Below are 25,421 nucleotides of genomic sequence, written 5' to 3' on the forward strand. Positions count from 1 at the left end.
CGGCCACCGACCGCTCCTACACGACTGTGCGATTCCCTGTAGGAGCGGTCAGCGGCCGCGAATGCATCACCGCAACCTACCTGACACCCCCCTCTCGAAGCCCATTGCCTTCCCCTTCCCAATCCTCTAAAACCACGCGCACATTCACCTGTCCTTTTTTATTGATTGATCGTTCAATAAAAATAAACTAGACTGGCTTCAGTCGGCTGTCACTCACTGCCCGTACTGCAGGCCCAAGGAGATTTGCCCAATGCCCAAGGTCGGTATGCAACCCATCCGCCGCCAACAGTTGATCGAAGCCACGCTCCAGGCGGTCGATCAGGTCGGCATGAGTGACGCCAGCATCGCTTTGATTGCCCGTCTGGCCGGTGTGTCGAACGGCATCATCAGTCACTACTTTCAGGACAAGAACGGCCTGATCGCGGCGACCATGCGCCACTTGATGAACGTTCTGATCGACAACGTCGCCACACGGCGACAAGCCTTGAACGACGACAGCGCCAGGGCGCACCTGCAGGTGATCATCGAAGGCAACTTCGACGCCAGCCAGGTCAACGCTCCGGCCATGAAGACTTGGCTGGCCTTCTGGGCCACCAGCATGCATCAGCCGTCTCTGCACAGGTTGCAGCGGATCAACGATCACCGCCTGTATTCCAACCTGTGCTGCCAGTTTCGCCGTGAATTGCCGGTGGAACAGGCACGCAACGCCGCACGCGGCCTGGCCGCCCTGATCGACGGTCTGTGGTTGCGCGGCGCGCTGTCGGGCGATGCCTTCGACACCGCCCAGGCTCACCGTATCGCCTGCGAATACATGGACATGCAACTGGCAAAACAGCAGCGCTGAAGCTTCGCGCCTCGCCTGCTGCCACCTTAACTGCACCGCGAGGATCTTATGGCCCGTTTCCCAACGCAAAAACTCTACATCGATGGCGGCTACGTGGACGCCAGCGGCAGCGGCACCTTCGATGCCGTCAACCCGGCCACCGGTGAGGTGCTGGCGCAGGTCCAGCGCGCCACTGCCCAGGACGTCGAGAAAGCCGTCGCCAGCGCCGAGAAAGGCCAGAAAGTCTGGGCCGCGATGACCGCCATGGAGCGCTCGCGAGTGCTGCGCAAAGCCGTCGACCTGCTGCGCGAACGCAACGACGAACTGGCCCTGCTGGAAACCCTGGACACCGGCAAGTCCTATTCGGAAACCCGCTACGTCGACATCGTGACCGGTGCCGACGTGCTGGAGTACTACGCCGGCCTGGTGCCCGCCATCGAAGGCGAACAGATCCCGCTGCGCGACACTTCCTTCGTCTACACCCGCCGCGAGCCCTTGGGCGTGACCGCCGGTATCGGCGCCTGGAACTACCCGATCCAGATCGCCTTGTGGAAGTCCGCACCGGCGCTGGCCGCCGGTAACGCGATGATCTTCAAGCCCAGCGAAGTCACCTCGCTGACCACGCTCAAGCTGGCCGAGATCTACACCGAAGCCGGTCTGCCCGATGGCGTGTTCAACGTGCTCACCGGCAGCGGCAGCGAAGTCGGTGCGTGGCTCACCGAGCATCCGCGTATCGAGAAGATCTCGTTTACCGGCGGCGTCAGCACCGGCAAGAAGGTCATGGCCAGCGCCTCGAGCTCTTCGCTCAAGGAAGTGACCATGGAACTGGGCGGCAAGTCGCCGCTGATCATTTTCGACGATGCCGACCTCGACAAGGCCGCCGACATCGCCATGATGGCCAACTTCTACAGCTCCGGCCAGGTGTGCACCAACGGCACCCGAGTGTTCGTGCCCAACGCGCTGAAGGCCCAGCTGGAAGCGAAGATCCTGGAACGTGTGCAGCGTATCCGCATCGGTAACCCTGAAGACGAGAACACCAATTTCGGTCCGCTGGTGAGCTTTGCCCACATGGAAAACGTGCTGGGCCACATCGCCAAGGGCAAGGCCGAAGGCGCGCGCCTGCTGTGCGGCGGCGAGCGGCTGAGCGAAGGTGAACTGGGCAAGGGTGCGTTCGTCGCCCCGACCGTGTTCACCGACTGCAGCGACGAGATGACCATCGTGCGTGAAGAAATCTTCGGCCCGGTGATGAGCATCCTCGGCTACGACAGCGAAGAAGAAGTGATCCGCCGCGCCAACGCCACCGAGATGGGCCTGGCTGCCGGTGTGGTCACCCGCGATCTGAACCGTGCGCACCGTGTGATCCATCAGCTCGAAGCAGGCATTTGCTGGATCAACGCCTGGGGCGAGTCCGACGCGAAGATGCCGGTGGGTGGCTACAAGCAATCCGGTGTGGGCCGCGAGAACGGTATCAGTTCGCTGGCGCAGTACACCCGGATCAAATCGGTACAGGTAGAACTGGGCGATTACGTTTCGGTGTTCTGACCCGGGACCGCAGCGCGCCGTTCGCGGCCGATGACCGCTCCTACAGGGTCATCAGCCCCACCGACCCATTTTTTCAAAGAGGGAACCTCCATGTCCCAGGAATTCGACTACATCATCATCGGCGCCGGTTCGGCCGGCAACACCTTGGCCACGCGCCTGACCGAAGATCCGGGCGTGACGGTCCTGCTGCTTGAAGCCGGCGGACCGGACTATCGTCTGGACTTCCGTACCCAGATGCCCGCCGCCCTCGCCTTTCCACTGCAGGGCCGCCGCTACAACTGGGCCTACGAGACCGAGCCCGAGCCGCACATGGACAACCGTCGCATGGAATGTGGCCGCGGCAAGGGCCTGGGTGGCTCTTCGCTGATCAATGGCATGTGCTACATCCGCGGCAACGCCATGGACTACGACGGCTGGGCCAAGCTGCCAGGCCTGGAAGACTGGAGCTACCTGGACTGCCTGCCGTATTTCCGCAAGGCCGAAACCCGTGACATCGGCCCCAACGATTACCACGGTGGCGAAGGTCCGGTCAGCGTCACCACGCCCAAGCCCGGCAACAACCCATTGTTCGCCGCCATGGTCGAAGCCGGTGTGCAAGCAGGCTTTCCGCGCACCGACGACCTCAACGGCTACCAGCAGGAAGGCTTCGGTCCCATGGACCGCACCGTGACGCCCAAGGGCCGACGCGCCAGCACCGCGCGCGGCTATCTGGACCAGGCCAAGCAACGCGACACCCTGACCATCGTCACTCACGCCCTGACCGACAAGATCGTCTTCGACGGCAAGCGCGCGGTTGGCGTCAGCTACCTGGTCGGTGACAGCGACGAGCGTATTCAGGCCCGCGCCCGCAAGGAAGTGCTGCTGTGCGGCGGCGCCATCGCCTCGCCACAGATTCTGCAGCGCTCCGGCGTCGGCCCGGCCGAGGTGCTCCACCCCCTGGGCATCGACGTCGTGCATGACTTGCCAGGCGTGGGTCAGAACCTGCAGGACCACCTGGAAATGTACCTGCAATACAGCTGCACCCAGCCGGTCTCGCTGTACCCGTCGCTGAAGTGGTGGAACCAGCCGCAGATCGGCGCCGAATGGATGTTTCTGGGCACCGGCATCGGCGCCAGCAACCAGTTCGAGGCCGGTGGTTTCATCCGCTCGCGCCCTGAGTTCGAATGGCCGAACATCCAGTACCACTTCCTCCCGGTGGCGATCAATTACAACGGCACCAAGGGCGTTCAGGAACACGGCTTCCAGGCTCACGTGGGCTCGATGCGCTCGCCGAGTCGCGGCCGCGTCAACGTCAAGTCGAAGAACCCGCGCGACTACCCGAGCATCCTGTTCAACTACATGGCCAGCGAGCAGGACTGGCAGGAGTTCCGCGACGGCATTCGCCTGACCCGCGAGATCATGCAGCAGCCGGCGCTGGACCAGTACCGCGGGCGTGAAATCAGCCCAGGCATCGAAGTGCAGACGGACGAGCAACTGGACCAGTTCATCCGCGAGCATGCCGAAACGGCTTATCACCCGTCGTGCTCGTGCAAGATGGGCACCGACGACATGGCCGTGGTCGATGGTCAGGGTCGCGTGCATGGCCTGCAAGGCTTGCGTGTGGTCGACGCTTCGATCATGCCGATCATCACCACCGGCAACCTGAACGCGCCGACCATCATGATCGCCGAGAAGATCGCCGACCGCATTCGTGGCCGCAAGCCCGAAGCGCGTTCGACCGCGGCCTACTATGTCGCCGGCGATGCGCCAGTACGCGGCAAGCCGATGCGCGAAGTGGGCGCGACCACCCGCGGCTGATCCGGATTTGCTCCGTGCCGGTGGCAGGCCTAAGCTGTGGGCCTGCCAGATTCCGGGTCGGTCTGCGGGCCCTTTGGCGGCCGCGTGCTGTTCCTACAGGACACTGTAATCCCCTGTAGGAGCGGCCTGCGGCCGCGAAAAGGCCAAGCGCCGACGCCCTCCAGAGGCCCGTCCATGTTCGATTTCACCGCCCCCCTGCAACAACGTTTCGCCGCCTTGCGCACCCGCGCCGAATTCTTCTCCCTGCGCCACGTGCGCCAATCCAGCCAGCACCTGGCCGTGCGCAAGAACATTGCCGAACCGCCGAGCCTGAATCTCGACGAAGGGGTGATGATCACCGTTCGAGTGAATGGCGTGGAAGCCTATGCCGCCACCGGCGACCTTTCCCTGCGGGGGTTGCAGCAGGCATTGACGCGTGCCGAACAGCAGGCAGGCGCGATCGCCGCCCATGCCCTGCTCGACCTGAATGAGCAACCCGTCAGCAGTGCGCGCAACGACTACCTCTCGCCTGACGTACAGGCTGCCTTTCCAACGCTCGCGCAGTGCTACCAACTGCTCAATGAAGAATCGGCCAGCGTGCCCGACGACTCCCGCCTGGTCAGCTGGTATGCCGGCCTGGGCGTCACCGATGTCGAACAGATCTACCTGAACAGTGCCGGCGCGCAGATCCGCCAGGCGCAGCGCTTCGTCTTTCCTGGCTTGAGCGTCACCGCTTTCGATGGCAACGACAGCCAGACCCGCAGCCTGGGCCGCGACAATTTCGGCCAGCAAGGCGGTGTCGACGTGATAGAGCGCTGCGGCATCGTTGGCGCGGCTCGCCAGGTCGCCGACCAGGCCCTGCAGTTGCTGCTGGCGCCCAACGCCCCACAGGGCCCGCGCGACCTGCTGCTGACGCCCGACCAGATGATGCTGCAGATTCACGAATCCATCGGCCACCCCTTGGAGCTGGACCGCATCCTGGGTGATGAGCGCAACTACGCGGGCACCAGCTTCGTCAAGGTCGAAGACTTCGGTCACCTGCAGTATGGCTCGCCGCTGCTCAATGTGACCTTCGACCCGGACATTCCCCACGAGCTGGCCAGTTATGCCCATGACGACGACGGCACTGCAGCGAGCAAGCAGTGGCTGATTCGCGATGGCGTACTGGTCCGGCCACTGGGCGGCGCGCTGTCGCAATACCGCAGCGGCATGGCGGGCGTGGCCAACAGCCGCGCCAGCAGCTGGAACCGGGCGCCGATCGACCGCATGGCCAACCTCAACATCGAACCGGGCGAGCACAGCCAGGCGCAATTGATCGCCGGCATCGAGCACGGCATCCTGATGTCCACCAACCGTTCCTGGTCGATCGACGATGCGCGCAACAAATTCCAGTTCGGCTGCGAATGGGGTCGGTTGATCGAGAACGGCGAACTCAAGGGCGTGGTCAAGAACCCCAACTATCGCGGTATTTCCGCGAGCTTCTGGAAAAAACTCAGCGCCGTGGGCGACGCCAGCACGCTGCAGGTGCTGGGCACGCCCAACTGCGGCAAGGGCGAGCCCAACCAGGTCATCCGTGTGGGGCACGCTTCGCCCAGTTGCGTGTTCAGCCAGATCGACGTTTTTGGAGGTGACGCATGAGCCATCACGCCGAGCATTTCCAGGCACTGGTGCAGTGGCTGCGCCAGGCTGCGGCCCCAACCCAGCGCTTCACCCTGAGCTACAACGCCGAGGCCTCGGATTTCATCCGTTTCAACCACGCCCGGGTACGCCAGGCGGGGCAGGTTGCCCAGGCCACGGTGTCGCTGAAGCTGATCGAAGACGGTCGTCAGGCCGAGCTGCAACTGACCTTGGCCGAGGACCTGGAGGTGGACCGGCAGCGTCTGACCCAGGCCCTGCACCAGTTGAGCCAGACGCTGCCGCTGCTGCAACCGGACCCCTACCTGCAACTCGACACCTCGCCGTGGCAGACCCGTCATGTCGACGACACGCCCTTGCCCGATGCGGGTCAGGTGGTCGAACAGATAGGTTCGGCGGCCAGCGGCCTGGACCTGGTCGGCATCTATGCCGCGGGCACGATCTGCCGCGGTTTCGCCAACAGCGACGGGGCCTGCGGTTGGCATCAGGCCAACAGTTTCAATTTCGATTTCAGCCTCTTCCATGCCAACGGCGAGGCAGTCAAGGCGAACTATGCCGGCCAGCAGTGGCAGGCACGCGCCTTCGCCGATCGCCTGGCCCAGGCCCGCGAGCAGCTGGAGCACCTGAGCCGACCGCCCAAGGTGCTGTTGCCGGGCGCGTATCGCGCCTACCTGGCGCCGGCGGCCCTGGATGAAATCATCGGCATGCTCGGCTGGGGCGGTTTCTCTGCACAAGCCATCGCCAGCAAGAACAGCCCCCTGCAACGGCTGTACGCCGGCGAGGCACGCTTGAGTGCGCAGGTGAGCTTCGAGGAGCGCATCAGCGGTTCGTTGACCCCGGCGTTTTCCCAGGAAGGCTATCCGCGCAAGGACCTCTCGCTGGTCAGCCACGGTTTGGCCGTCGAACGCCTGGTGGACTCGCGCAGCGCGGCCGAATACGGCCTGCAAGGCAACGGCGCGGACAACTCGGAAATGCCCGGCGCGCTGCAGATGGCCGCCGGCGACCTGCCTTTGGCCCAGGTGCTGCAACGCCTCGGCACCGGGCTGTACATCAGTAACCTGTGGTACCTGAACTACTCCGACATGCCAGCGGCGCGCATGACCGGGCTGACTCGGTTCGCCACTTTCTGGGTGGAAGATGGTCAGATCGTTGCACCGGTCCAGACCATGCGTTTCGACGACAGCGTCTACAGTGTCCTGGGTGACCAGTTGGAAACGTTGACAGTGGAGCGCGAGCTGATTCTGTCGACCAGCACCCACGGCGAGCGTCAGACCAGCTCCAGCCTGTTGCCGGGCGCGCTGGTCAAACGGTTGCTGTTGACGCTGTAGGAGCGGTCCGTGGCCGCGAAAAGGGCACCGCCATCGGCCTGACACACCTCGGCGACCCCTTCGCGGCCGATGACCGCTCCTACAGTAGGTTGCGGCATTGCGGTCACTGTAGGAGCGGCCCGTGGCCGCGAAAAGGGCGCCGCAGAGCGTCAGGTACACCGCGGCAACCCTTCGCGGCCGGTGACCGCTCCTACGACAGGTCGCGGCGACGCGGTAACCGTAGGAGCGGTCCGTGGCCGCGAAAGGTACACCGTAGAGTGTCAGGTACACCGCGGCGCACTTGTCGCGGCCGGTGACCGCTGCTACGGGGTTTGCCATGAACATTCGTCATCCACCTCAAACAACAAGAGGCCCCATGTCCACGCGCCCAACACTGGATCCCGCTACCGCTCGCTGGCTGCCCTGGGTCATCGCCATTGCCTTCTTCATGCAGGCCCTGGACGGCACCATCCTCAACACCGCGCTGCCGGCCATGGCCAGCGACCTGGCGGAAAACCCGTTGCGCATGCAATCGGTAATCATCGCCTACATGCTGACGGTCGCGCTGCTGATCCCCGCCTCAGGCTGGATTTCCGACCGCTTCGGCACGCGCAAGGTGTTCTTCAGCGCCATCATGCTGTTCAGCATCGGCTCGCTGCTGTGTGCACTGTCCCAGAGCCTGGCGATGCTGGTCGCGGCTCGGGTCATTCAAGGCCTGGGCGGTGCCCTGATGCTGCCGGTGGGCCGGCTGGTGGTGCTGCGCGCCTACCCGCGCTCGGAACTGGTGCGCATCCTCAGCTTCATCACCGTGCCTGCCTTGCTCGGCCCGCTGCTGGGGCCGACCCTGGGTGGCTGGATGGTCGAATGGCTGAGCTGGCACTGGATCTTTCTCATCAACCTGCCGGTGGGCGCACTGGGCTGCTGGGCGGTGTGGCACTTCGTGCCCGACCTGCGCGGCGCCGCACGCACGCGCTTCGATGGCATCGGCTTCGTGCTGTTCGGGGCGGCGATGGTACTCATCACCATCGCCATGGAGGGCCTGGGCGAGCTGCACTTGCCGCACCTGCGAGTGATGCTGCTGCTGTTCGTCGGCATGGCCTGCCTGGCCGCCTACTGGCTGCGGGCGGGGCAGATCGACAACCCGCTGTTCTCGCCGAACCTGTTTCGCACGCGCACCTTTGCCATCGGCATTCTCGGCAATCTGTTCGCCCGCCTGGGCAGCGGCGCCCTGCCGTTCATGGTGCCGTTGCTGCTGCAAGTGGCCCTGGGGCATTCGCCTTCGGAAGCCGGCATGAGCATGATTCCACTGGCGGCAGCCGCCATGGTTTCCAAGTCGTTTTCCCGGCCGATCATCGAACGCTTCGGCTATCGCATCGTGCTCACCGGCAACACCTTGCTGCTGGGCGTGTTGCTGGCCAGCCTCGGCCTGGTCTCGGAAACCACCCCCTACTGGTTGCTGTTGACCCAGCTGGGCTTGCTCGGCGCAGTCAACTCGCTGCAGTTCGCGGCGATGAACACCGTGACCCTGATCGATCTGGACGACGAAAGCGCCAGCAGTGGCAACGGTCTGCTCTCGGTGGTGGCGCAGCTCTCCCTCGGCCTGGGCGTGGCCTGCGCCGGTGCACTGCTGGGCGGATTCACCGCGTCCCTGGGCAACGAGGGTGTGGACACGGTGCTGGGTGCGTTCCAGGCCACGTTCCTGACCATCGGGTTGATGGCGATGCTGGCTGCCGGGATCTTCGTGCAACTGTCCGACAGCGATGGACGGCGCGCACCTCGTCAGGAACCTCCGGTGGAGCACTAAGCAGGCTTAGGGCGAAAGGCCACGGGGCTGATACACTGCGCGACATTTTGTTTTGCAGGCCCGTCCCGTGACCACCATTGCCACTGCTTTCAACACGCTGCCCCTGTCCGCCGCCATGCTGGCCAACCTGGAATCCCTCGGGTATGCCCAGATGACGCCGATCCAGGCGCAGAGCCTGCCGGTGATTCTCAAGGGCATGGACCTGATCGCCCAGGCCAAGACCGGCAGCGGCAAGACGGCCGCGTTCGGCATCGGCCTGCTGAACCCGATCAACCCGCGCTATTTCGGCTGCCAGGCGCTGATCATGTGCCCCACGCGCGAGCTGGCCGACCAGGTGGCCAAGGAAATCCGTCGCCTGGCCCGCGCCGAAGACAACATCAAGGTGCTGACCCTGTGCGGCGGCGTGTCGTTCGGCCCGCAGATCGCCTCGCTGGAACACGGCGCGCACATCATCGTCGGCACGCCGGGACGCATCCAGCAACACCTGCGCAAAGGTTCGCTGGTGCTCGACGGGCTCAACACGCTGGTGCTCGACGAAGCCGACCGCATGCTCGACATGGGCTTCTACGACTCTATCGCCGACATCATCGAGCAGACCCCGGAACGCCGGCAGACCTTGCTGTTCTCGGCCACCTACCCGGTCGGCATCAAGCAGCTGTCGTCCAAGTTCATGCGCGACCCCCAGCAGGTCAAGGCCGAGGCACTGCATGCCGACAGCCAGATCGAGCAGCGTTTCTACGAAATCTCGCCGGATGACCGCATGGCCGCCGTGGTGCGCGCCCTGGGCCACTTCCGCCCACAGTCGTGCGTTGCCTTCTGCTACACCAAGCAGCAATGCCAGGAAGTGGTCGATCACCTGACCAGCAAGGGGATCAGCGCCGTGGCGCTGCATGGCGACCTGGAACAGCGCGACCGCGACCAGGTTCTGGCAATGTTCGCCAACCGCAGTACGTCCGTGCTGGTGGCCACCGACGTGGCCGCCCGTGGCCTGGACATCGATGCCCTGGACATGGTGATCAACGTCGAGCTGGCGCGTGACTCGGAAATTCATATCCACCGCGTGGGCCGTACCGGTCGCGCCGGCGAGAAAGGCCTGGCCATCAGCTTCGTCGCTCCCGCCGAGGCGCACCGCGCCCAGGCCATCGAGCAACTGCAGAAGTCGCCGCTGGCCTGGGCCGAACTCGACAGCCTGACTTCCAAGGGCGGCGAGCCGCTGCTGCCGCCAATGAGCACCCTGTGCATCGGCGCCGGGCGCAAGGACAAGGTACGGCCGGGCGACATCCTCGGCGCGCTGACTGGCGATGCGGGCATTCCCGGTACCCAGGTCGGCAAGATCGCCATTTTCGATTTCCAGGCCTACGTGGCCGTGGAACGCGGGATCGCCAAGCAGGCGCTGCAGCGTCTGAACAGCGGCAAGATCAAGGGCCGTTCGCTGCGCGTGCGGATTCTCTGACCGCAGGCCAGGCCTCTTCGCGGGCAGAGGGCTCGCCGCCCGCCCCGCTCCCACAGGGTGATGTCCGAACGCTTAACCTTGTGGGAGCGAGGCTCTGCCCGCGAAGAGGCCTCCCCTGACACCCCCGATTCGAGAGGACCCAGCAGTGCGCTCTACCCCCGTCATCATCATCGGCGCCGGTGCCGCCGGCCTCATGTGCGCCTTAAGCGCTGCACAGCGAGGCCGCGAGGTACTGCTGATCGACCACGCCAACAAGCCGGGCAAGAAGATCCTCATGTCCGGCGGCGGTCGCTGCAACTTCACCAACATGTACACCGAACCGGCCAACTTCCTCTCGCAGAACCCGCACTTCTGCAAGTCTGCCCTGGCGCGCTATACCCAGTGGGATTTCATCGCCATGGTGGCCAAGCACGGCGTGCTCTACCACGAGAAGAAACTCGGCCAACTGTTCTGCGACAACAAGTCCAGTGACATCCTCGGCCTGCTGCTGGCCGAGTGCGAAAGCGCCGGCGTCGAGTTGCGTATGGACACCTCGGTGCAGTCCATCGAGAAAACCGCCGAAGGCTATCGTTTGCAGACTTCATTGGGCCTGCTGGCGTGCCAGTCGTTGGTGGTGGCCACTGGCGGGCTGTCGATTCCGACCCTGGGCGCGACCGGCTTCGGCTACCAGATCGCCCGCCAGTTCGGTCACAGTGTGCTGCCCACCCGCGCAGGGCTGGTGCCGTTCACCATCACCGACCAGCTCAAGGACATCTGCACCGAGTTGTCCGGCACCTCGGTGGATTGTGTGGCCAGCTGCAACGACCAGGCGTTTCGCGAGAACCTGCTGTTCACCCATCGCGGCCTGAGCGGGCCGGCGATCCTGCAGATTTCCTCGTTCTGGCAGCCCGGCGACACCGTCGAGATCAACCTGCTGCCCGATCACGATGCGTTGGCGTGGCTGCAGCAACAGCAGGCCGAGCGGCCCAATTCGGAGCTCAAGACCCTGCTGGGTGAAGTCTTCACCAAGAAAATGGCCAACCTGTTGGCCGAGCACTGGTTCGTGTCCAAGCCGATGAAGCAGTACACCCCGGCCGAGCTGCAGACGGTAGCGAACGCACTGGGCGCCTGGCAGTTGGTGCCGGCCGGCACCGAAGGCTATCGCACCGCCGAGGTGACCCTGGGCGGCGTCGATACCCGCGAGGTGTCGTCCAAGACCCTGGAATCGCTGAAGAGCCCAGGGTTGTATTTCATCGGCGAGGTGCTCGATGTCAGCGGGCATCTGGGCGGCTTCAATTTCCAGTGGGCGTGGGCCTCCGGATACGCAGCCGCGCAGTACGTGTAGCACGCCGGGGATCTGCGACGCTGCCGGACGCGGCTCGCGCCGCTGCTACAGAGTCCCCACACTCTCTCGATCCGCCACCGCCCCTGTAGCAGCGGCGCAAGCCGCGTCAGGGGCCGCCGCGCAGTATCGGGCGTGCGCCGACAATGGTAGATTGACGCCGTTCATCAGTTCCCTCGCCTACAGGTCGACTCCTTCTTCATGGCATCCAGGTCGTTCCGTCAATCGATGCGCCGCTTGTGGGCGCTGGACAAATTCAGCTACAGCGTACGGGTGTTCATCGCGCTGTCCGGCAGCATGGCGCTGTGCTGGTACGAAAACGAGATGCGCCTGCTGGTGCCACTGTTCCTGGGCATCATCGCCTGCGCCCTGGCTGAAACCGACGACAACTGGCAAGGCCGCATCCGCGCCCTGGCAGCCACCCTGTCGTGCTTCACCGTCGCCGCTTTCGCCGTTGAACTGTTGTTCCCCTACCCCTACATCTTCGTCACGGCCCTGGCCGTGGCCAGCTTCGCCCTGACCATGCTCGGCGCGCTCGGCGAGCGCTACGGTGCCATCGCCTACGCCACCCTGATCCTCTCGGTCTACACCATGATCGGCGTCGACCAGCGTGGCGGCGAAGTCAGCAACCTGTGGCGCGAGCCGGTGCTGCTGGTGGCCGGCGCCGCCTGGTATGGCCTGCTGTCGGTGCTGTGGCAGGTGCTGTTTTCCAACCAGCCGGTGCAACAGGCCCTGGCGCGGCTGTTCAGCGAGCTGGGGCAGTACCTCAAGCTCAAGTCGAGCCTGTTCGAACCGATCCGCCAGCTGGACGTGGAAGCCCGCCGCCTGGAGCTCGCCAAGCAGAACGGTCGGGTCGTGGCCGCGCTCAACGCGGCCAAGGAAATCATCCTGCACCGAGTCGGCAACGGCCGTCCCGGCTCCAAGGTCAGCCGCTACCTGAAGCTGTACTTCCTGGCCCAGGACATCCACGAGCGCGCCAGTTCCTCGCACTACCCCTACAACGCATTGGCCGACGCCTTCTTCCACAGTGATGTGCTGTTTCGCTGTCAGCGCCTGCTGCGCCAGCAGGGCGTGGCCTGCCAGCGGCTGGGCGAGTCGATCCAGTTGCGCCAGCCGTTCATCTACGACGACAGCTTCGCCGAGGCCTTGAGCGACCTGCACGCTTCGCTCGAACACCTGCGGATCCAGAGCAACCCGGCCTGGCGCGGCCTGTTGCGGTCGCTGCGCGCGCTGGCGGCCAACCTCGGCACCCTCGACCGCCTGCTCAGCGACGCCGGCAATCCCGACCGCCTGGCCGATGCCCGCGACAGCAGCCTGCTGGACCGCTCGCCGCACACTCTGAAAGACTTCTGGGGCCGCATCCGGCAGAACCTCACGCCCACCTCGCTGCTTTTCCGCCATGCCCTGCGCCTGCCCCTGGCACTGGTGATCTGCTACGCCATGGTCCACCTGATCCACCCCAGCCAGGGCTACTGGATCATGCTGACGACCTTGTTCGTGTGCCAGCCCAGCTACGGCGCCACCCGGCGCAAGCTGGGCCAGCGGATCATCGGCACCGCCATCGGCCTGACCGTGGGCTGGGCGCTGTTCGACCTGTTCCCCAGCCCCATCGTGCAGTCGCTGTTCGCCATCGGCGCCGGCCTGGTGTTCTTCGTCAACCGCACCACGCGCTACACCCTGGCAACCGCCGCCATCACCTTGATGGTGCTGTTCTGCTTCAACCAGACGGGCGACGGCTACGGGCTGTTCCTGCCACGGCTGTTCGACACCCTGCTCGGCAGCCTGATCGCCGGCCTGGCGGTGTTCCTGTTCCTGCCCGACTGGCAGGGTCGCAAGCTGAACAAGGTGCTGGCCAACACCTTGACCTGCAACAGCATCTACCTGCGCCAGATCATGCAGCAATACGCCAACGGCAAGAGCGACGACCTCGCCTATCGCCTGGCACGGCGCAACGCCCACAATGCCGACGCTGCGCTTTCCACCACCTTGGCCAACATGCTCATGGAGCCCGGCCACTTCCGCAAGGAAGCCGACGTCGGCTTCCGCTTCCTGGTGCTGTCGCACACCCTGCTCAGCTACCTGTCCGGGCTGGGTGCCCACCGTGGCACCGAGTTGCCGGCCGAAGCGCGCGAACAATTGATCGGGGGGGCCGGCGAAAGCCTGGCGCGCAGCATCGACGAAATTGCCACGGGCCTCGCCACGCGTGTGCCGGTGCAGGTGCAGAGCGACAGCGAGGAAGCGCTGGCCGACGAACTGGAACAGATGCCCGAGGAGATCGACGAAGGCCAGCGTCTGATGCAGACCCAACTGGCGCTGATCTGTCGGCAGCTGGGGCCACTGCGCACCCTGGCCGCGCACTTGATCAAAGGCCCGACCGCAGCTGCCGCCAGCTAGCGGCGCAACCGAAACCTTGAACGAGGTAACCATGGCCATCGAATGGATGTGCATGCACCACAGCGAGCTGGATGTGCACCAGCTGTACGAAATCCTGCGCCTGCGCAGCGAAGTCTTCGTGGTCGAGCAGCAATGCCCCTATCAGGATGTCGATGGGCAGGACCTGTACGCCGACACCTGTCACCTGCTGGCTTGGAGCGAGGGCCGCCTGGTGGCCTACCTGCGCCTGCTCGACCCTTCCACACAGAGCGGTGACGTGGTGATCGGCCGAGTGATCACTGCCCCATCTGCGCGCGGTACCGGCCTGGGCCACGCGCTGCTGGCCAACGCTCTGGAGCACGCCGCGCGGCGCTGGCCGCAAATGCCGATAAAGCTATCGGCCCAGGCTCATCTGCAAGGCTATTACGGCCGCTACGGCTTCATTGCCCACGGCCAGGAATACCTGGAGGACAACATTGCGCACATCGCCATGTACCGGCGCGTCGAGGCTCAGGGGTAACCGAGTACCTGACGGATCTGCCCCAGGTTCTGGCCGATCCATTCACGGTCGATCGCCCCCCACTGCCTGATCACGTAGCGACCGATGTGGTTGCGCTCGCCATCCTGCTGCTCGAATTCGCAGGCGATGTCCAGGTCGGCCAGCGCCGCAATGGTGTCCTGGGCCGTGCGCCGGGGCATCCCGGTAGCCTCGATGAGGGCCGGCACAGTGGCCGCCTGGCCACTGTCGATCAGCCAGGCCACGTAGAGCCGGCGATAGAAACTGCTGCGGGTCTTGCTGACTTGCATGGGAATATCCTTCACGGCGGCGGGGGCAGATCACGGTAGGTCAGGTAGACACGCAGGTCGAATTCCAACTGTTGATAACCGGGCAGCATGTGTTCGCACAGCTGGTAGAACGCCTTGTTGTGGTCGCTCTCGCGGAAATGCGCCAGCTCATGCACCACGATCATCTGCAGAAACTGCGGCGCCGCGTCCTTGAACAGCGAAGCGATGCGGATTTCCTTCTTGGCCTTGAGCTTGCCGCCCTGAACCCGCGAAACCGCGGTGTGCAGGCCCAGTGCGCGATGCGTCAGGTCCAGGCGGTTGTCGAACAGCACCTTGTCGATGGCCGGCGCGTTGCGCAGGTACTCCTGCTTCAGGGCCATGGCATAGTTGTACAGCGCCTTGTCGCTCTGCACGGCGTGGCGATCCGGATAGCGCTGGCTCAGGTAGCCCGCCAGCTGTCCGCGCGCGATCAGTTGCCGGACCTGCTCCTGCAGTGCGGGTGGGTAGGCTTGCAGGTACTTCAGCGCGGTCATGGTGCCTGTTTCGACTTGAGAAAGGTGTCCAGTGTAACGCCTGCGCGGCGCTGGCGTCACACCGCTGCCGGCTGCACGCCCGCGCTGACCAGCGGAAAGTCGCTGGCGGCCTGCGCCGTCAATGGCCGGGCGATCACGAAGCCCTGGATCCACTCGCAACCGGCGGCGCGCAGCCACTGACATTGCTCGGCGGTTTCCACCCCCTCGGCGATCACCGTGATGTCGAACGCGTTGCAGGCCTGGATAACACTGCGCGCGAACACGCCATCGGGCTTGGAGTCGGGCAGTCGAGCGATCAGGTGACGGTCCAGCTTGAGCGTGTCGATGGGCAAGTCGCGCAGCAGTTTCAGCGAGCACGGGCCGGTACCGAAATCATCCAGGGCGATACGCACACCGAGGTTGCGCAGCTGCTGCAACTGCGCTGTTGCCTGGGGCAGGTTGTGCATCAGCGAGCACTCCACTACCTCCACCTCGAGCTGACGCGGGCGCAACCCATGCAAGGCAATCGCGCGTTGCAGTTCGGCCACCAGGTTGGGCATGGCGAACTGGGCATTGCTCAGGCTGATGCTGAGCACCAGTTCGGCGGGAAAACGGCTGGACCAGGCGCGGCGCTGGGCGGCGCCTTCGGTGTAGATCCAGCTCGCCAGGCGACTGATCAGTCGCGCCTGTTCGAGCAAGGGAATGAACAGCCCCGGCTGTACGTCGCCGACGCTGGGATGACACCAGCGCAACAGCGCCTCGAAACCGCGCAGACGCCCATCGAGCAGGGACACCTGGGGCTGGTAGACCAAACTGAAATCACGGTTCTCGATGGCTTCACCGACACTGGTTTCCAGCAGCAGACGCGAGCGCGCGCGACCGTTCAAATCCTGATCGTAATAGCGGTATTGCTGGCGACCGGCCTGCTTGGCGGCATACATGGCGATATCGGCAGCGCGCAGCAGGCTGTCCAGATTGGTGCCACATTCGGGGTAGGTGGCAATGCCGATGCTGACGCCCAGGCTGATGTCCACGCCATCCACGGTCTGCTCGATGGCGATGCGTTCCATGAGCTTTTCGGCCACCTTGGCGGCCTGCTCGGGGTAGTCGAGGTTGTCCAGCAGCGCAGTGAATTCGTCGCCACCCATGCGCGCCACCACGTCGAAGGGCCGCAGCACCGCTTTGAGCTGTTCGGCCACCCAGCGCAGGGCCCTGTCCCCAGCGTCGTGACCATGGCTGTCGTTGATACGCTTGAAGCCGTCCAGATCCAGATACAGCAGCGCCTGAGCCTTTTCCGCACGCTCGTTGCGCACCAGCGCGCTCTCCACGGCCTGATAGAAACCGCGGCGGTTGAGCAGCCCGGTCAGCGGGTCGGTCACCGCCTGGTATTCCAACTGCTGGTGCAGGCTGCGCACCACCGACATGTCGAGGATCGTCACCACCATGGCGCGCTGCTCGCCGGGCAACGGCGCGCACGACAGAGCCACCGGCAACTGCTGGCCGTTGGCCGTGCGCAGCAGCGCATCATGCACCCGGTAGGTATTGCGCGTGCTGTAGGCGCGGTAGAAGTCGGACTCGGACCATTCGGGAATCTGCGGCTTGTGCAGGTAATCCGCCAGCACGCCGCGCTGCAGTTGCTCGACCGTGGCGCCCAGCAGGCGCGAGATGGCCGGATTGGCGAAGGTGATCAGACCGTGCTCGTTGACCACCAGAATGCCCTCACCGGCATTTTCCAGCACCGAGGCATTGAAGGCGCGGGCCGCTTCCAGGTCACGGCTCAAACGCTGCAGGTCACGCCGGTTGCGCTGCTGTTCGAGCAACGCCTGGACCTTGGGCCGCAGGATCTGCGGGTCGAACGGTTTGAACAGATAGTCCACCGCCCCTGTGGCGTAGCCCTTGAGCACGGAAGCCTGCGACTGCTCGTTGGCAGTCAGGAAGATGATCGGGGTCAGGCGCGTGCGCTGGCTGCCGCGCATCAGACGAGCCACTTCGAAACCGTCCATACCCGGCATCTGCACGTCGAGCAGCACCAGATCGACCTCATGCTCTAGCAGTTTGCCCAGCGCTTCGACACCGGAAGCTGCGGTCACCACCTGCCAGTCCTGGCGCTCGAGCAGGGCTCTCATGCTCAGCAGGTTTTCCGGATAATCGTCGACCACCAACAACGTGGAACCACCGTCAACGGACGGATCAGGGGCGCATTCCATGCTAATACTCGTTCAGACGTGCTGAATCCGGATTCGCCCGGAAACTTCTTGCGTTACTTTAGACGGGCTCGGCACAAAGCTGTAGGACAATTTCCCACGGTTTGCGTCACGAATGAGCACTCGCCGATGGACGGCGCGCCCTGCTCAAAAGGCAGTACCCTGCCCAGAACACCGCGCCAGAACGAAAAAACCCGCCAACAGGCGGGTTTTTCGACAGCGGTAAGGCTTAGTTGACCTTGGCGTTCAACTCGCCGCTGGCATAGCGCTGGAACATGCCTTCCAGGGAGATCGGCTTGATCTTCGAGGCGTTGCCGGCGGTGCCGAATGCTTCGTAGCGGGCGATGCAGACGTCACGCATGGCTTTCACGGTTTCGGCGAAATATTTGCGCGGGTCGAACTCGGCCGGGTTCTGCGCCATGAAACGGCGGATCGCACCGGTGGAGGCCAGGCGCAGGTCAGTGTCGATGTTGACCTTGCGCACGCCGTACTTGATACCTTCGACGATTTCCTCGACCGGCACGCCGTAGGTTTCCTTGATGGCGCCGCCGTACTCGTTGATGATCGCCAGCCATTCCTGCGGCACCGACGAGGAGCCGTGCATCACCAGGTGAGTGTTGGGAATGCGCGCATGGATCGCCTTGATGCGGTCGATCGCCAGGATGTCGCCGGTAGGCGGCTTGGTGAACTTGTAGGCGCCGTGGCTGGTGCCGATGGCGATGGCCAGGGCGTCGACCTGGGTCTTGGCGACGAAATCGGCCGCCTCTTCCGGGTCGGTGAGCATCTGGCTGTGATCCAGGATGCCTTCGGCGCCCACGCCGTCTTCTTCACCGGCCTGACCGGTTTCCAGCGAACCCAGGCAGCCCAGCTCGCCCTCTACCGACACACCGCAGGCGTGGGCGAAGGAAACGGTCTGCGAAGTCACGCGCACGTTGTAGTCGTAGTCGGTAGGGGTCTTGCCGTCGACGCCCAGCGAGCCGTCCATCATCACCGAGCTGAAGCCCAGCTGGATCGAACGCTGGCAGATGTCGGGGCTGGTGCCGTGGTCCTGGTGCATGCACACCGGGATGTGCGGGAATTCTTCGATCGCCGCCAGGATCAAGTGGCGCAGGAACGGCGCACCGGCGTATTTGCGGGCGCCGGCCGAAGCCTGGACGATGACCGGGGAATCGGTCTTGTCGGCCGCTTCCATGATGGCGCGCATCTGCTCGAGGTTGTTGACGTTGAAAGCTGGTACGCCGTAGCCGAATTCGGCGGCGTGATCCAGCATCTGACGCATGCTGATAAGTGCCATTGTCTTGTGTCTCCCGGTTCAGGGTCGTTGATCGTTGCAGCTCGCCGCATCGGCGGCCGCTCTTGAAGTAATGCCTATCATCGGTCTGGCGCAGTGGGCCCAGCCGTCACGGAGCCTTGCAGCCCCGGCCAATCAAATCGTCGGTGGCGACCCAGTACACCAGGCCTTCGTCACCTTTCTTGTGGAACGCCAGCACACCATCGCTGAACAGCTCGCCCTCGGCGCCGGCCTGGGGCGTCAAGGCGTACTGCTTGTCGCTGCCGGCGAGGCGCACCTGCATCGCGCTCTTGTCGGCGACACTGTACCGCCATTGCACCTCGACCTGGCTGTCGCACTGCCAGCGTGTCCAGTCGGGGGACACCGGCATCGGCTTATCCAGGTAGGCGCAGCCAGAAAGCAGCGCCATTGCCATTATTGCCAAACCGCCTTTCATTCATATACCTCTGGGCACTGGCTCACGCGCCGCAATCCTGTGCCGTGTTCCGGGCACCGGCCGGCGCACCAGTGGCGTTGGTCTGCACCCGTTGATCGTCCTGAGTCGTGGGCGTCACCACAGACACCGGGCTGAACACTTCACAGGCGCTGCCGGCGCCTGAACTCATGCAACCGCTGGACAGCGCCGCTGCCAGCAGGGTGGCCAAACCGAATGTCGCGGAACCGATCTTCATGGTGAACTCCTTGTGCCGCAGGCACAGATAATCTTGGTGCCAAAGGCAGTGATAATCGTGAAACTCACCACAGAAGACCCCTGGCAAGCGCCATTGGTTGCCCTCACGGACAACCCGGTGCCTGCGCCTGCTGTTCCGGCTCGTAGCGCTCCAGAGCCTCAGGCCCCATGCGCTTGCCGACCACTGGGATGCTTTCGGCCTGCCACTGCGACTGCGAACAGCCGCCACGGATCGCCGCCGGACCGTCGTCGACCGATGTTGCCGGCGCACCGGAACAGCCGGCCAGCAGGCCGATCAGCAACGCCAGGGTGGGTGCCTTGAGCATCCGCTTCTCCTCGAGCCTCAAAGGACGTCAGGCCTTGGCCCGCTGTTCCAGCATTTCCACGGCCGGCAGCACCTTGCCCTCGACGAACTCGAGGAACGCACCGCCGCCAGTCGAGATGTAGGAGATGTCGCCAGCGACGCCGTACTTGTCGATGGCCGCCAGGGTATCGCCGCCACCGGCAATGGAAAAGGCCGGGCTCTGCGCGATCGCCTTGGCCAATACCTGGGTGCCGTTGCTGAACTGATCGAACTCGAACACCCCTACCGGGCCGTTCCACAGAATGGTCTTGGACGACTTGAGCAGCTCGGCAAAGTGCTCGGCGGTCTGTGGACCGATGTCGAGGATCATGTCGTCATCGGCTACGTCGGCAATGAGCTTGACCGTGGCTTCGGCGCTTTCGGCGAACTCCTTGGCCACCACCACATCGACCGGCAGCGGCACGCTGACTTTGGCCGCGATGGCGCGCGCCGTGTCGAGCAGGTCAGGCTCGTACAGCGACTTGCCAACCTTGTGCCCGGCTGCGGCCAGGAAGGTGTTGGCAATGCCACCGCCCACGATCAGCTGGTCGCAGATGCCGCTGAGGCTATTGAGCACGTCCAGCTTGGTCGAGACCTTGGAGCCGGCAACGATGGCGGCCATCGGCTTGGCCGGGGCGCCCAGTGCCTTGCCCAGCGCTTCAAGCTCTGCGGACAGCAGCGGGCCGGCTGCGGCCACCTTGGCGAACTTGGCCACGCCGTGGGTAGAGCCTTCGGCGCGGTGCGCAGTGCCGAATGCGTCCATCACGAACACGTCGCACAGCGCCGCGTAGCGTTGAGCCAGCTCGTCGGCGTTCTTTTTCTCGCCCTTGTTGAAGCGCACGTTCTCGAACAGCACCACATCACCCGCCTCGACCTGGACGCCGTCCAGGTAGTCGGCGACCAGCGGCACGTCGCGGCCCAAGGCCTTGCTCAGGTACTCGGCCACCGGCTTGAGGCTGTTCTCGGCAGAGAATTCGCCTTCGGTGGGCCGGCCCAGGTGCGAGCAGACCATTACCGCCGCGCCCTTCCCCAGGGCCAGCTTGATGGTGGGCAACGAGGCGAGGATGCGCGCGTCGCTGGTTACCTTGCCATCCTTGACGGGTACGTTGAGGTCTTCGCGAATCAGTACGCGCTTACCTTGCAGGTCGAGGTCGGTCATCTTCAACACGGTCATTGCGTTCAGTCCTTTCAAGCTCGTTTGGAATTGTTCATGACGCGCAGGTAATGCCCCGCAACGTCGAGCATTCGATTGGCAAAACCCCATTCGTTGTCGAACCAGGCCAGCAGGTTCACCAGGCGCGGGCCGGAAACGCGGGTCTGGCTGGCATCGACGATGGCCGAATGAGGGTCGTGGTTGAAATCACAACTGGCGTGCGGCAACTCAGTGTAGGCCAGCAGCCCCTGCAACGGACCACTGCACGCTGCTTCGTAGAGAATCCGGTTGACCTCCACGGCACAGGTGTCGCGCGCCATCTGCAGGGTAATGTCCAGGCATGACACGTTGACGGTCGGCACGCGCACTGCTTTGGCCTGGATTCGACCGGCAAGTTCCGGCAGCAGCCGTTCGATGCCACGGGCCAGGCCGGTGGAAACCGGAATGACCGACTGGAATGCCGAGCGCGTTCGACGCAGGTCTTCGTGGTGGTAGGCGTCGATCACCGGCTGGTCGTTCATGGCCGAGTGAATGGTGGTGATGGACACGTATTCCAGGCCGATGGCCTGATCCAGCAGGCGCAACAGTGGCACGCCGCAATTGGTGGTGCAGGACGCGTTGGAAACCAGCCGTTCGCGTCCGCTGAGGCAATCCTGATTGATACCGAACACGATGGTGGCATCGACGTCGGCTTCGCTGGCCATGGGCTGGGAAAACAGCACGGCCGGTGCGCCGGCGGCCAGGAAACGCTGGCCGTCGCCGCGGGTGTTGTAGGCCCCGGAGCATTCGAGCACCAGGTCGATGTCGAGCGCGGCCCAGTCGATCGCTTCGGGCGTGGCACTGCGGGTGACGCGTATGAGTTGACCGTTGATCAACAGGTGGTCGGCATCCACCGTGACTTCACCGGGAAAGCGGCCGTGGGTCGAATCGAAGCGCGTGAGGTACTCGATGCTGGCCATGTCGGCCAGGTCGTTGATCGCCACCACCTCGAACTCGGCCTGCGCACCGCGCTCGCACAACGCACGCAGCACGCAGCGACCGATGCGGCCGTAACCGTTGAGAGCGACTCTGTAGGGGCGTGGAGAAGACATGAGCAAGTACGCCTGGAATTATTATGAGCATCCGAGGACCACCCGTAGGAGCGGTCCGTGGCCGCGAAAGCCTCGCCGCGGTACACCTGACACACCGCAGCACGCCCTTCGCGGCCCATGACCGCTCCTACGCGGGTGTGGATCAGTCTTCGAGCAATTCTTCGGCGGTGGCCAGGATATTCTCCAGGGTGAAACCGAACTCTTCGAACAAGGCGGGCGCCGGTGCCGACTCGCCAAAGCTGGTCATGCCGATCACGCGGCCTTCCAGGCCCACGTACTTGTACCAGTAGTCGGCATGCGCCGCCTCGATGGCGATGCGCGCGCTGACCTGCAGCGGCAACACCGACTGCTTGTAGCCTGCGTCCTGCGCGTCGAACACGCTGGTGCACGGCATCGACACGACGCGCACGTTGCGGCCCTGCTCGGTGAGTTTGTCGAATGCCTTCACCGCCAGACCAACCTCGGAACCGGTGGCAATCAGGATCAACTCAGGCTCGCCAGCACAATCCTTGAGCACATAGCCGCCACGGGTGATATCGGCCAGTTGGGCCTGGTCGCGGGTCTGGTGATCGAGGTTCTGACGCGAGAAGATCAGCGCCGATGGACCGTCGTTGCGCTCCAGGGCGAATTTCCATGCTACCGCCGACTCGACCGCATCGGCAGGACGCCAGGTGTCGAGGTTCGGGGTGCAGCGCAGGCTGGCCAGCTGTTCGATCGGCTGGTGGGTCGGGCCATCTTCGCCCAGACCGATGGAGTCGTGGGTGAATACGTAGATCACGCGCTTCTTCATCAGCGCCGACATGCGTACCGCGTTGCGTGCGTATTCCATGAAGATCAGGAAGGTCGCGCCGTACGGCACGAAGCCGCCATGCAGGGCGATGCCGTTCATGATCGCGCTCATGCCGAATTCGCGTACGCCATAATAGATGTAGTTGCCGGCGGCGTCATCTGCTTCGACACCCTTGCAGCCTTTCCACAGGGTCAGGTTGGAACCGGCCAGGTCGGCCGAGCCACCGAGAATTTCCGGCAGCAATGGGCCAAAGGCGTTCAAGGCGTTCTGGCTGGCCTTGCGGCTGGCGATGGTCTCGCCCTTGGCGGCCACTTCGGCGATGTAGGCGCTGGCCTTTTCGGAGAAATCGGCTGGCAGCTCACCGCTCATGCGCCGCACGAATTCATTGGCCAGTTCGGGGTAGGCGGCGGAATAGGCAGCGAAGCGCTGGTTCCACTCGGCTTCCACGGCAACGCCGGCTTCCTTGGCGTCCCATTCCTTGTAGATGTCGGCCGGGATTTCGAACGGGCCGTGGTTCCACTTCAGCGCGGCGCGGGTCAAAGCGATCTCTTCGGCACCCAGTGGCGCGCCGTGGCAGTCTTCCTTGCCCTGCTTGTTCGGCGAGCCAAAGCCGATGGTGGTCTTGCAGCAGATCAGGGTGGGCTGCTCGCTCTTGCGTGCGGTCTCGATGGCGGTCTTGATTTCGTCCGCATCGTGGCCGTCGACGTTGCGAATCACTTGCCAGCCGTAGGCTTCGAAGCGTTTCGGCGTGTCGTCGGTGAACCAGCCCTCGACTTCGCCGTCGATGGAGATGCCGTTGTCATCGTAGAAAGCGATCAGCTTGCCCAGGCCCAGGGTGCCGGCCAGCGCGCTCACTTCGTGGGAGATGCCTTCCATCATGCAGCCGTCGCCGAGGAACACATAGGTGTTGTGATCGACGATCTTGTGGCTGTCGCGGTTGAACTGCGCCGCCAGCACTTTTTCTGCAATGGCGAAACCGACGGCGTTGGCCAGGCCCTGACCCAGTGGGCCGGTGGTGGTTTCCACGCCTGGGGTGTAGCCGTACTCGGGGTGGCCCGGGGTGCGGCTGTGCAGCTGGCGGAAATTCTTCAGGTCCTCGATGCCCAGGTCGTAGCCGGTGAGGTGCAGCAGCGAATAGACCAGCATCGAGCCGTGGCCGTTGGACATGACGAAACGGTCGCGGTTGGCGAACGCCGGGTTGGCCGGGTTGTGCTTGAGGAAGTCACGCCACAGCACTTCGGCGATATCCGCCATGCCCATGGGGGCACCTGGGTGGCCGCTGTTGGCTTTTTGCACGGCATCCATGCTCAGTGCACGAATGGCATTGGCGCGCTCACGACGGCTGGGCATCGCATGTCTCCTGGGGTCTGTGTAGGCAGGGATACAACAAAGAACGACATTTTCCCCCACCGGCAGGGGGTTGGGCAATCGGACATTTGCCCCAGCGGGCAAATGCACGGCCGCACCAGCTGCGAACCAATATCAAAACTTTTTGATATTGGTCTTGCGAGGCTGCGCATCGCTCACTAGACTGCCGAACCTATGAACCTGCGCGCCCCTGCTTTCGACCATCAGGCAAGTGACGATCTGGCGGCCCTGTGCAAGGCCGGCGGCGATCCACTGCGCCTCAACGTGCTGCGCGCGCTGGCCAGCGATTCGTTCGGCGTGCTGGAGCTGGCGCAGATCTTCGCAGTGGGCCAGTCGGGCATGAGCCATCACCTCAAGGTGCTCGCCCAGGCCGACCTGGTGGCTACCCGCCGCGAGGGCAACGCGATTTTCTACCGCCGCGCCCTGCCCAACGCTCGCGCGCTGGGCGGGCGCCTGCACAGCGCCTTGCTCGAAGAGGTCGACGCGTTGAGCCTGCCGGCCGAGGCCCAGGTGCGCATGGCCGTGGTGCAGCGCCAGCGCGCGGCGGCCAGCGAAGATTTCTTCTCGCGCATGGAAGAAAAATTCCGCGCCCAGCAGGACCTCATCGCCGGCTTGCCGCAGTACCGCGAAAGCCTGCTGGCCCTGCTCGACAAACTTAGCTTCGCCAGCCAGGCCAGCGCCTTGGAAGTGGGCCCTGGCGACGGCGGCTTCTTGCCCGAGCTGGCGCGGCGCTTTGCTCAGGTCACGGCGCAGGACAACAGCCCGGCCATGCTCGAACTGGCGCGTCAGGTCTGCCTGCGCGAGCGGTTGGGCAACGTGCGCCTGGAGCTGGTCGATGCCTTGGCACCCACCAGCCTGCGCGCCGACTGCGTGGTGCTGAACATGGTCCTGCACCACTTCAGCGACCCGCAGCAGGCCCTCGGTCATCTGGCCCAGCGCGTGCAACCGGGTGGCAGTCTTTTGGTCACAGAATTGTGCAGCCACAACCAGAGTTGGGCCAAGGAGGCCTGCGGTGATCTCTGGTTGGGTTTCGAACAGGAAGATCTGGCCCGTTGGGCCACCGCTGCGGGGCTTGTACCCGGAGAGAGCCTCTACGTGGGCTTACGTAATGGTTTCCAGATTCAGGTCCGACATTTCTCGCGGCCGGCTGGCGACACTCACCATCGGTCAATTTAGGAA

General features: G+C 64.3%; 21 protein-coding genes. 11 read left to right on the forward strand and 10 right to left on the reverse strand.

The window, feature by feature from the left end; translation table 11 throughout:
* Positions 1-250 precede the first annotated feature (250 nt).
* The 10 genes from betI to IFT75_RS12230 all read left to right on the forward strand — a co-directional run bounded on the left by betI (position 251) and on the right by IFT75_RS12230 (position 14,554).
* The gene (gene betI, locus IFT75_RS12185; RefSeq protein WP_122479801.1) at positions 251-844 is read left to right on the forward strand and encodes a transcriptional regulator BetI; all 594 of its coding nucleotides are present in this window, start codon (positions 251-253) and stop codon (positions 842-844) included.
* A 48-nt stretch (positions 845-892) separates the two neighbouring features.
* Positions 893-2,365 (forward strand): betaine-aldehyde dehydrogenase, encoded by a 1,473-nt coding sequence (gene betB, locus IFT75_RS12190; protein ID WP_122479802.1) that lies wholly within the window; start codon positions 893-895, stop codon positions 2,363-2,365.
* A 90-nt stretch (positions 2,366-2,455) separates the two neighbouring features.
* The gene (betA, locus tag IFT75_RS12195; RefSeq protein WP_192054995.1) at positions 2,456-4,162 is read left to right on the forward strand and encodes a choline dehydrogenase; all 1,707 of its coding nucleotides are present in this window, start codon (positions 2,456-2,458) and stop codon (positions 4,160-4,162) included.
* A gap of 174 nt (positions 4,163-4,336) precedes the next feature.
* Positions 4,337-5,779 (forward strand): TldD/PmbA family protein, encoded by a 1,443-nt coding sequence (locus tag IFT75_RS12200; RefSeq protein WP_192054997.1) that lies wholly within the window; start codon positions 4,337-4,339, stop codon positions 5,777-5,779.
* Positions 5,776-7,104 carry a TldD/PmbA family protein gene (locus IFT75_RS12205; RefSeq protein WP_192054998.1) on the forward strand — a complete coding sequence of 443 codons (1,329 nt, stop codon included), beginning with the start codon at positions 5,776-5,778 and terminating at the stop codon, positions 7,102-7,104. The genes IFT75_RS12200 and IFT75_RS12205 overlap by 4 nt, the downstream gene beginning before the upstream one ends.
* A 355-nt stretch (positions 7,105-7,459) precedes the next feature.
* Positions 7,460-8,887 carry a multidrug transporter subunit MdtD gene (gene mdtD, locus IFT75_RS12210; protein ID WP_192055000.1) on the forward strand — a complete coding sequence of 476 codons (1,428 nt, stop codon included), beginning with the start codon at positions 7,460-7,462 and terminating at the stop codon, positions 8,885-8,887.
* Between the two features lie 115 nt (positions 8,888-9,002).
* The gene (dbpA, locus tag IFT75_RS12215; RefSeq protein WP_244652461.1) at positions 9,003-10,340 is read left to right on the forward strand and encodes an ATP-dependent RNA helicase DbpA; all 1,338 of its coding nucleotides are present in this window, start codon (positions 9,003-9,005) and stop codon (positions 10,338-10,340) included.
* 145 nt (positions 10,341-10,485) lie between these two features.
* Complete coding sequence (locus IFT75_RS12220) at positions 10,486-11,664, forward strand: aminoacetone oxidase family FAD-binding enzyme (RefSeq protein ID WP_192055003.1); 1,179 nt, start codon at positions 10,486-10,488, stop codon at positions 11,662-11,664.
* Between the two features lie 198 nt (positions 11,665-11,862).
* Complete coding sequence (gene yccS, locus IFT75_RS12225) at positions 11,863-14,055, forward strand: YccS family putative transporter (protein ID WP_185794750.1); 2,193 nt, start codon at positions 11,863-11,865, stop codon at positions 14,053-14,055.
* Between the two features lie 31 nt (positions 14,056-14,086).
* Positions 14,087-14,554 carry a GNAT family N-acetyltransferase gene (locus IFT75_RS12230; RefSeq protein WP_192055005.1) on the forward strand — a complete coding sequence of 156 codons (468 nt, stop codon included), beginning with the start codon at positions 14,087-14,089 and terminating at the stop codon, positions 14,552-14,554.
* Here IFT75_RS12230 and IFT75_RS12235 read toward each other — a convergent pair.
* The 10 genes from IFT75_RS12235 to tkt form a co-directional block, all read right to left on the reverse strand.
* Positions 14,545-14,841, reverse strand: coding sequence for a winged helix-turn-helix domain-containing protein (locus IFT75_RS12235; protein WP_049861413.1), 297 nt, complete (start codon positions 14,839-14,841; stop codon positions 14,545-14,547). The two genes, IFT75_RS12230 and IFT75_RS12235, sit on opposite strands and share 10 nt — an antisense overlap.
* An 11-nt stretch (positions 14,842-14,852) precedes the next feature.
* The gene (locus tag IFT75_RS12240; protein WP_192055006.1) at positions 14,853-15,353 is read right to left on the reverse strand and encodes a M48 metallopeptidase family protein; all 501 of its coding nucleotides are present in this window, start codon (positions 15,351-15,353) and stop codon (positions 14,853-14,855) included.
* 56 nt (positions 15,354-15,409) lie between these two features.
* On the reverse strand, positions 15,410-17,539 hold the full coding sequence (locus IFT75_RS12245; protein ID WP_122479812.1) for a putative bifunctional diguanylate cyclase/phosphodiesterase: 2,130 nt from the start codon (positions 17,537-17,539) through the stop codon (positions 15,410-15,412).
* Positions 17,540-17,765: 226 nt separating this feature from the next.
* Positions 17,766-18,830: a class II fructose-bisphosphate aldolase gene (fba, locus tag IFT75_RS12250; protein ID WP_043192347.1), complete on the reverse strand. Its 1,065-nt coding sequence runs from the start codon at positions 18,828-18,830 to the stop codon at positions 17,766-17,768.
* Between the two features lie 106 nt (positions 18,831-18,936).
* The gene (locus tag IFT75_RS12255; protein ID WP_122479813.1) at positions 18,937-19,263 is read right to left on the reverse strand and encodes an MliC family protein; all 327 of its coding nucleotides are present in this window, start codon (positions 19,261-19,263) and stop codon (positions 18,937-18,939) included.
* A gap of 22 nt (positions 19,264-19,285) precedes the next feature.
* The gene (locus IFT75_RS12260) at positions 19,286-19,498 is read right to left on the reverse strand and encodes a hypothetical protein (RefSeq protein ID WP_122479814.1); all 213 of its coding nucleotides are present in this window, start codon (positions 19,496-19,498) and stop codon (positions 19,286-19,288) included.
* 103 nt (positions 19,499-19,601) lie between these two features.
* Positions 19,602-19,823, reverse strand: coding sequence for a hypothetical protein (locus IFT75_RS12265; RefSeq protein ID WP_122479815.1), 222 nt, complete (start codon positions 19,821-19,823; stop codon positions 19,602-19,604).
* Positions 19,824-19,850: 27 nt separating this feature from the next.
* Positions 19,851-21,014, reverse strand: a complete 1,164-nt coding sequence (locus IFT75_RS12270; RefSeq protein WP_192055008.1) for a phosphoglycerate kinase — start codon at positions 21,012-21,014, stop codon at positions 19,851-19,853.
* 14 nt (positions 21,015-21,028) lie between these two features.
* Positions 21,029-22,084 (reverse strand): erythrose-4-phosphate dehydrogenase, encoded by a 1,056-nt coding sequence (epd, locus tag IFT75_RS12275; protein ID WP_192055009.1) that lies wholly within the window; start codon positions 22,082-22,084, stop codon positions 21,029-21,031.
* A gap of 142 nt (positions 22,085-22,226) precedes the next feature.
* Positions 22,227-24,224: a transketolase gene (tkt, locus tag IFT75_RS12280; RefSeq protein ID WP_122479818.1), complete on the reverse strand. Its 1,998-nt coding sequence runs from the start codon at positions 24,222-24,224 to the stop codon at positions 22,227-22,229.
* Between the two features lie 192 nt (positions 24,225-24,416).
* On the opposite strand from tkt, the gene IFT75_RS12285 reads away from it, so the two are divergent.
* Positions 24,417-25,418 (forward strand): metalloregulator ArsR/SmtB family transcription factor, encoded by a 1,002-nt coding sequence (locus tag IFT75_RS12285; RefSeq protein WP_185794744.1) that lies wholly within the window; start codon positions 24,417-24,419, stop codon positions 25,416-25,418.
* Positions 25,419-25,421 lie beyond the last annotated feature (3 nt).

The sequence above is a fragment of the Pseudomonas sp. CFBP 8758 genome (assembly GCF_014841725.1).
In the GTDB taxonomy this organism is placed as follows: domain Bacteria; phylum Pseudomonadota; class Gammaproteobacteria; order Pseudomonadales; family Pseudomonadaceae; genus Aquipseudomonas; species Aquipseudomonas baltica.

Excerpts from the sequence above, each read along its gene's own strand:
- betI (WP_122479801.1), top strand. The coding sequence starts at position 251 with ATGCCCAAGGTCGGTATGCAACCCATCCGCCGCCAACAGTTGATCGAA.
- betB (WP_122479802.1), top strand. The coding sequence starts at position 893 with ATGGCCCGTTTCCCAACGCAAAAACTCTACATCGATGGCGGCTACGTG.
- betA (WP_192054995.1), top strand. The coding sequence starts at position 2,456 with ATGTCCCAGGAATTCGACTACATCATCATCGGCGCCGGTTCGGCCGGC.
- IFT75_RS12200 (WP_192054997.1), top strand. The coding sequence starts at position 4,337 with ATGTTCGATTTCACCGCCCCCCTGCAACAACGTTTCGCCGCCTTGCGC.
- IFT75_RS12205 (WP_192054998.1), top strand. The coding sequence starts at position 5,776 with ATGAGCCATCACGCCGAGCATTTCCAGGCACTGGTGCAGTGGCTGCGC.
- mdtD (WP_192055000.1), top strand. The coding sequence starts at position 7,460 with ATGTCCACGCGCCCAACACTGGATCCCGCTACCGCTCGCTGGCTGCCC.
- dbpA (WP_244652461.1), top strand. The coding sequence starts at position 9,003 with ATGCTGGCCAACCTGGAATCCCTCGGGTATGCCCAGATGACGCCGATC.
- yccS (WP_185794750.1), top strand. The coding sequence starts at position 11,863 with ATGGCATCCAGGTCGTTCCGTCAATCGATGCGCCGCTTGTGGGCGCTG.
- IFT75_RS12230 (WP_192055005.1), top strand. The coding sequence starts at position 14,087 with ATGGCCATCGAATGGATGTGCATGCACCACAGCGAGCTGGATGTGCAC.
- IFT75_RS12235 (WP_049861413.1), bottom strand. The coding sequence starts at position 14,841 with ATGCAAGTCAGCAAGACCCGCAGCAGTTTCTATCGCCGGCTCTACGTG.
- IFT75_RS12240 (WP_192055006.1), bottom strand. The coding sequence starts at position 15,353 with ATGACCGCGCTGAAGTACCTGCAAGCCTACCCACCCGCACTGCAGGAG.
- IFT75_RS12245 (WP_122479812.1), bottom strand. The coding sequence starts at position 17,539 with ATGGAATGCGCCCCTGATCCGTCCGTTGACGGTGGTTCCACGTTGTTG.
- fba (WP_043192347.1), bottom strand. The coding sequence starts at position 18,830 with ATGGCACTTATCAGCATGCGTCAGATGCTGGATCACGCCGCCGAATTC.
- IFT75_RS12255 (WP_122479813.1), bottom strand. The coding sequence starts at position 19,263 with ATGAAAGGCGGTTTGGCAATAATGGCAATGGCGCTGCTTTCTGGCTGC.
- IFT75_RS12260 (WP_122479814.1), bottom strand. The coding sequence starts at position 19,498 with ATGAAGATCGGTTCCGCGACATTCGGTTTGGCCACCCTGCTGGCAGCG.
- IFT75_RS12265 (WP_122479815.1), bottom strand. The coding sequence starts at position 19,823 with ATGCTCAAGGCACCCACCCTGGCGTTGCTGATCGGCCTGCTGGCCGGC.
- IFT75_RS12270 (WP_192055008.1), bottom strand. The coding sequence starts at position 21,014 with ATGACCGTGTTGAAGATGACCGACCTCGACCTGCAAGGTAAGCGCGTA.
- epd (WP_192055009.1), bottom strand. The coding sequence starts at position 22,084 with ATGTCTTCTCCACGCCCCTACAGAGTCGCTCTCAACGGTTACGGCCGC.
- tkt (WP_122479818.1), bottom strand. The coding sequence starts at position 24,224 with ATGCCCAGCCGTCGTGAGCGCGCCAATGCCATTCGTGCACTGAGCATG.
- IFT75_RS12285 (WP_185794744.1), top strand. The coding sequence starts at position 24,417 with ATGAACCTGCGCGCCCCTGCTTTCGACCATCAGGCAAGTGACGATCTG.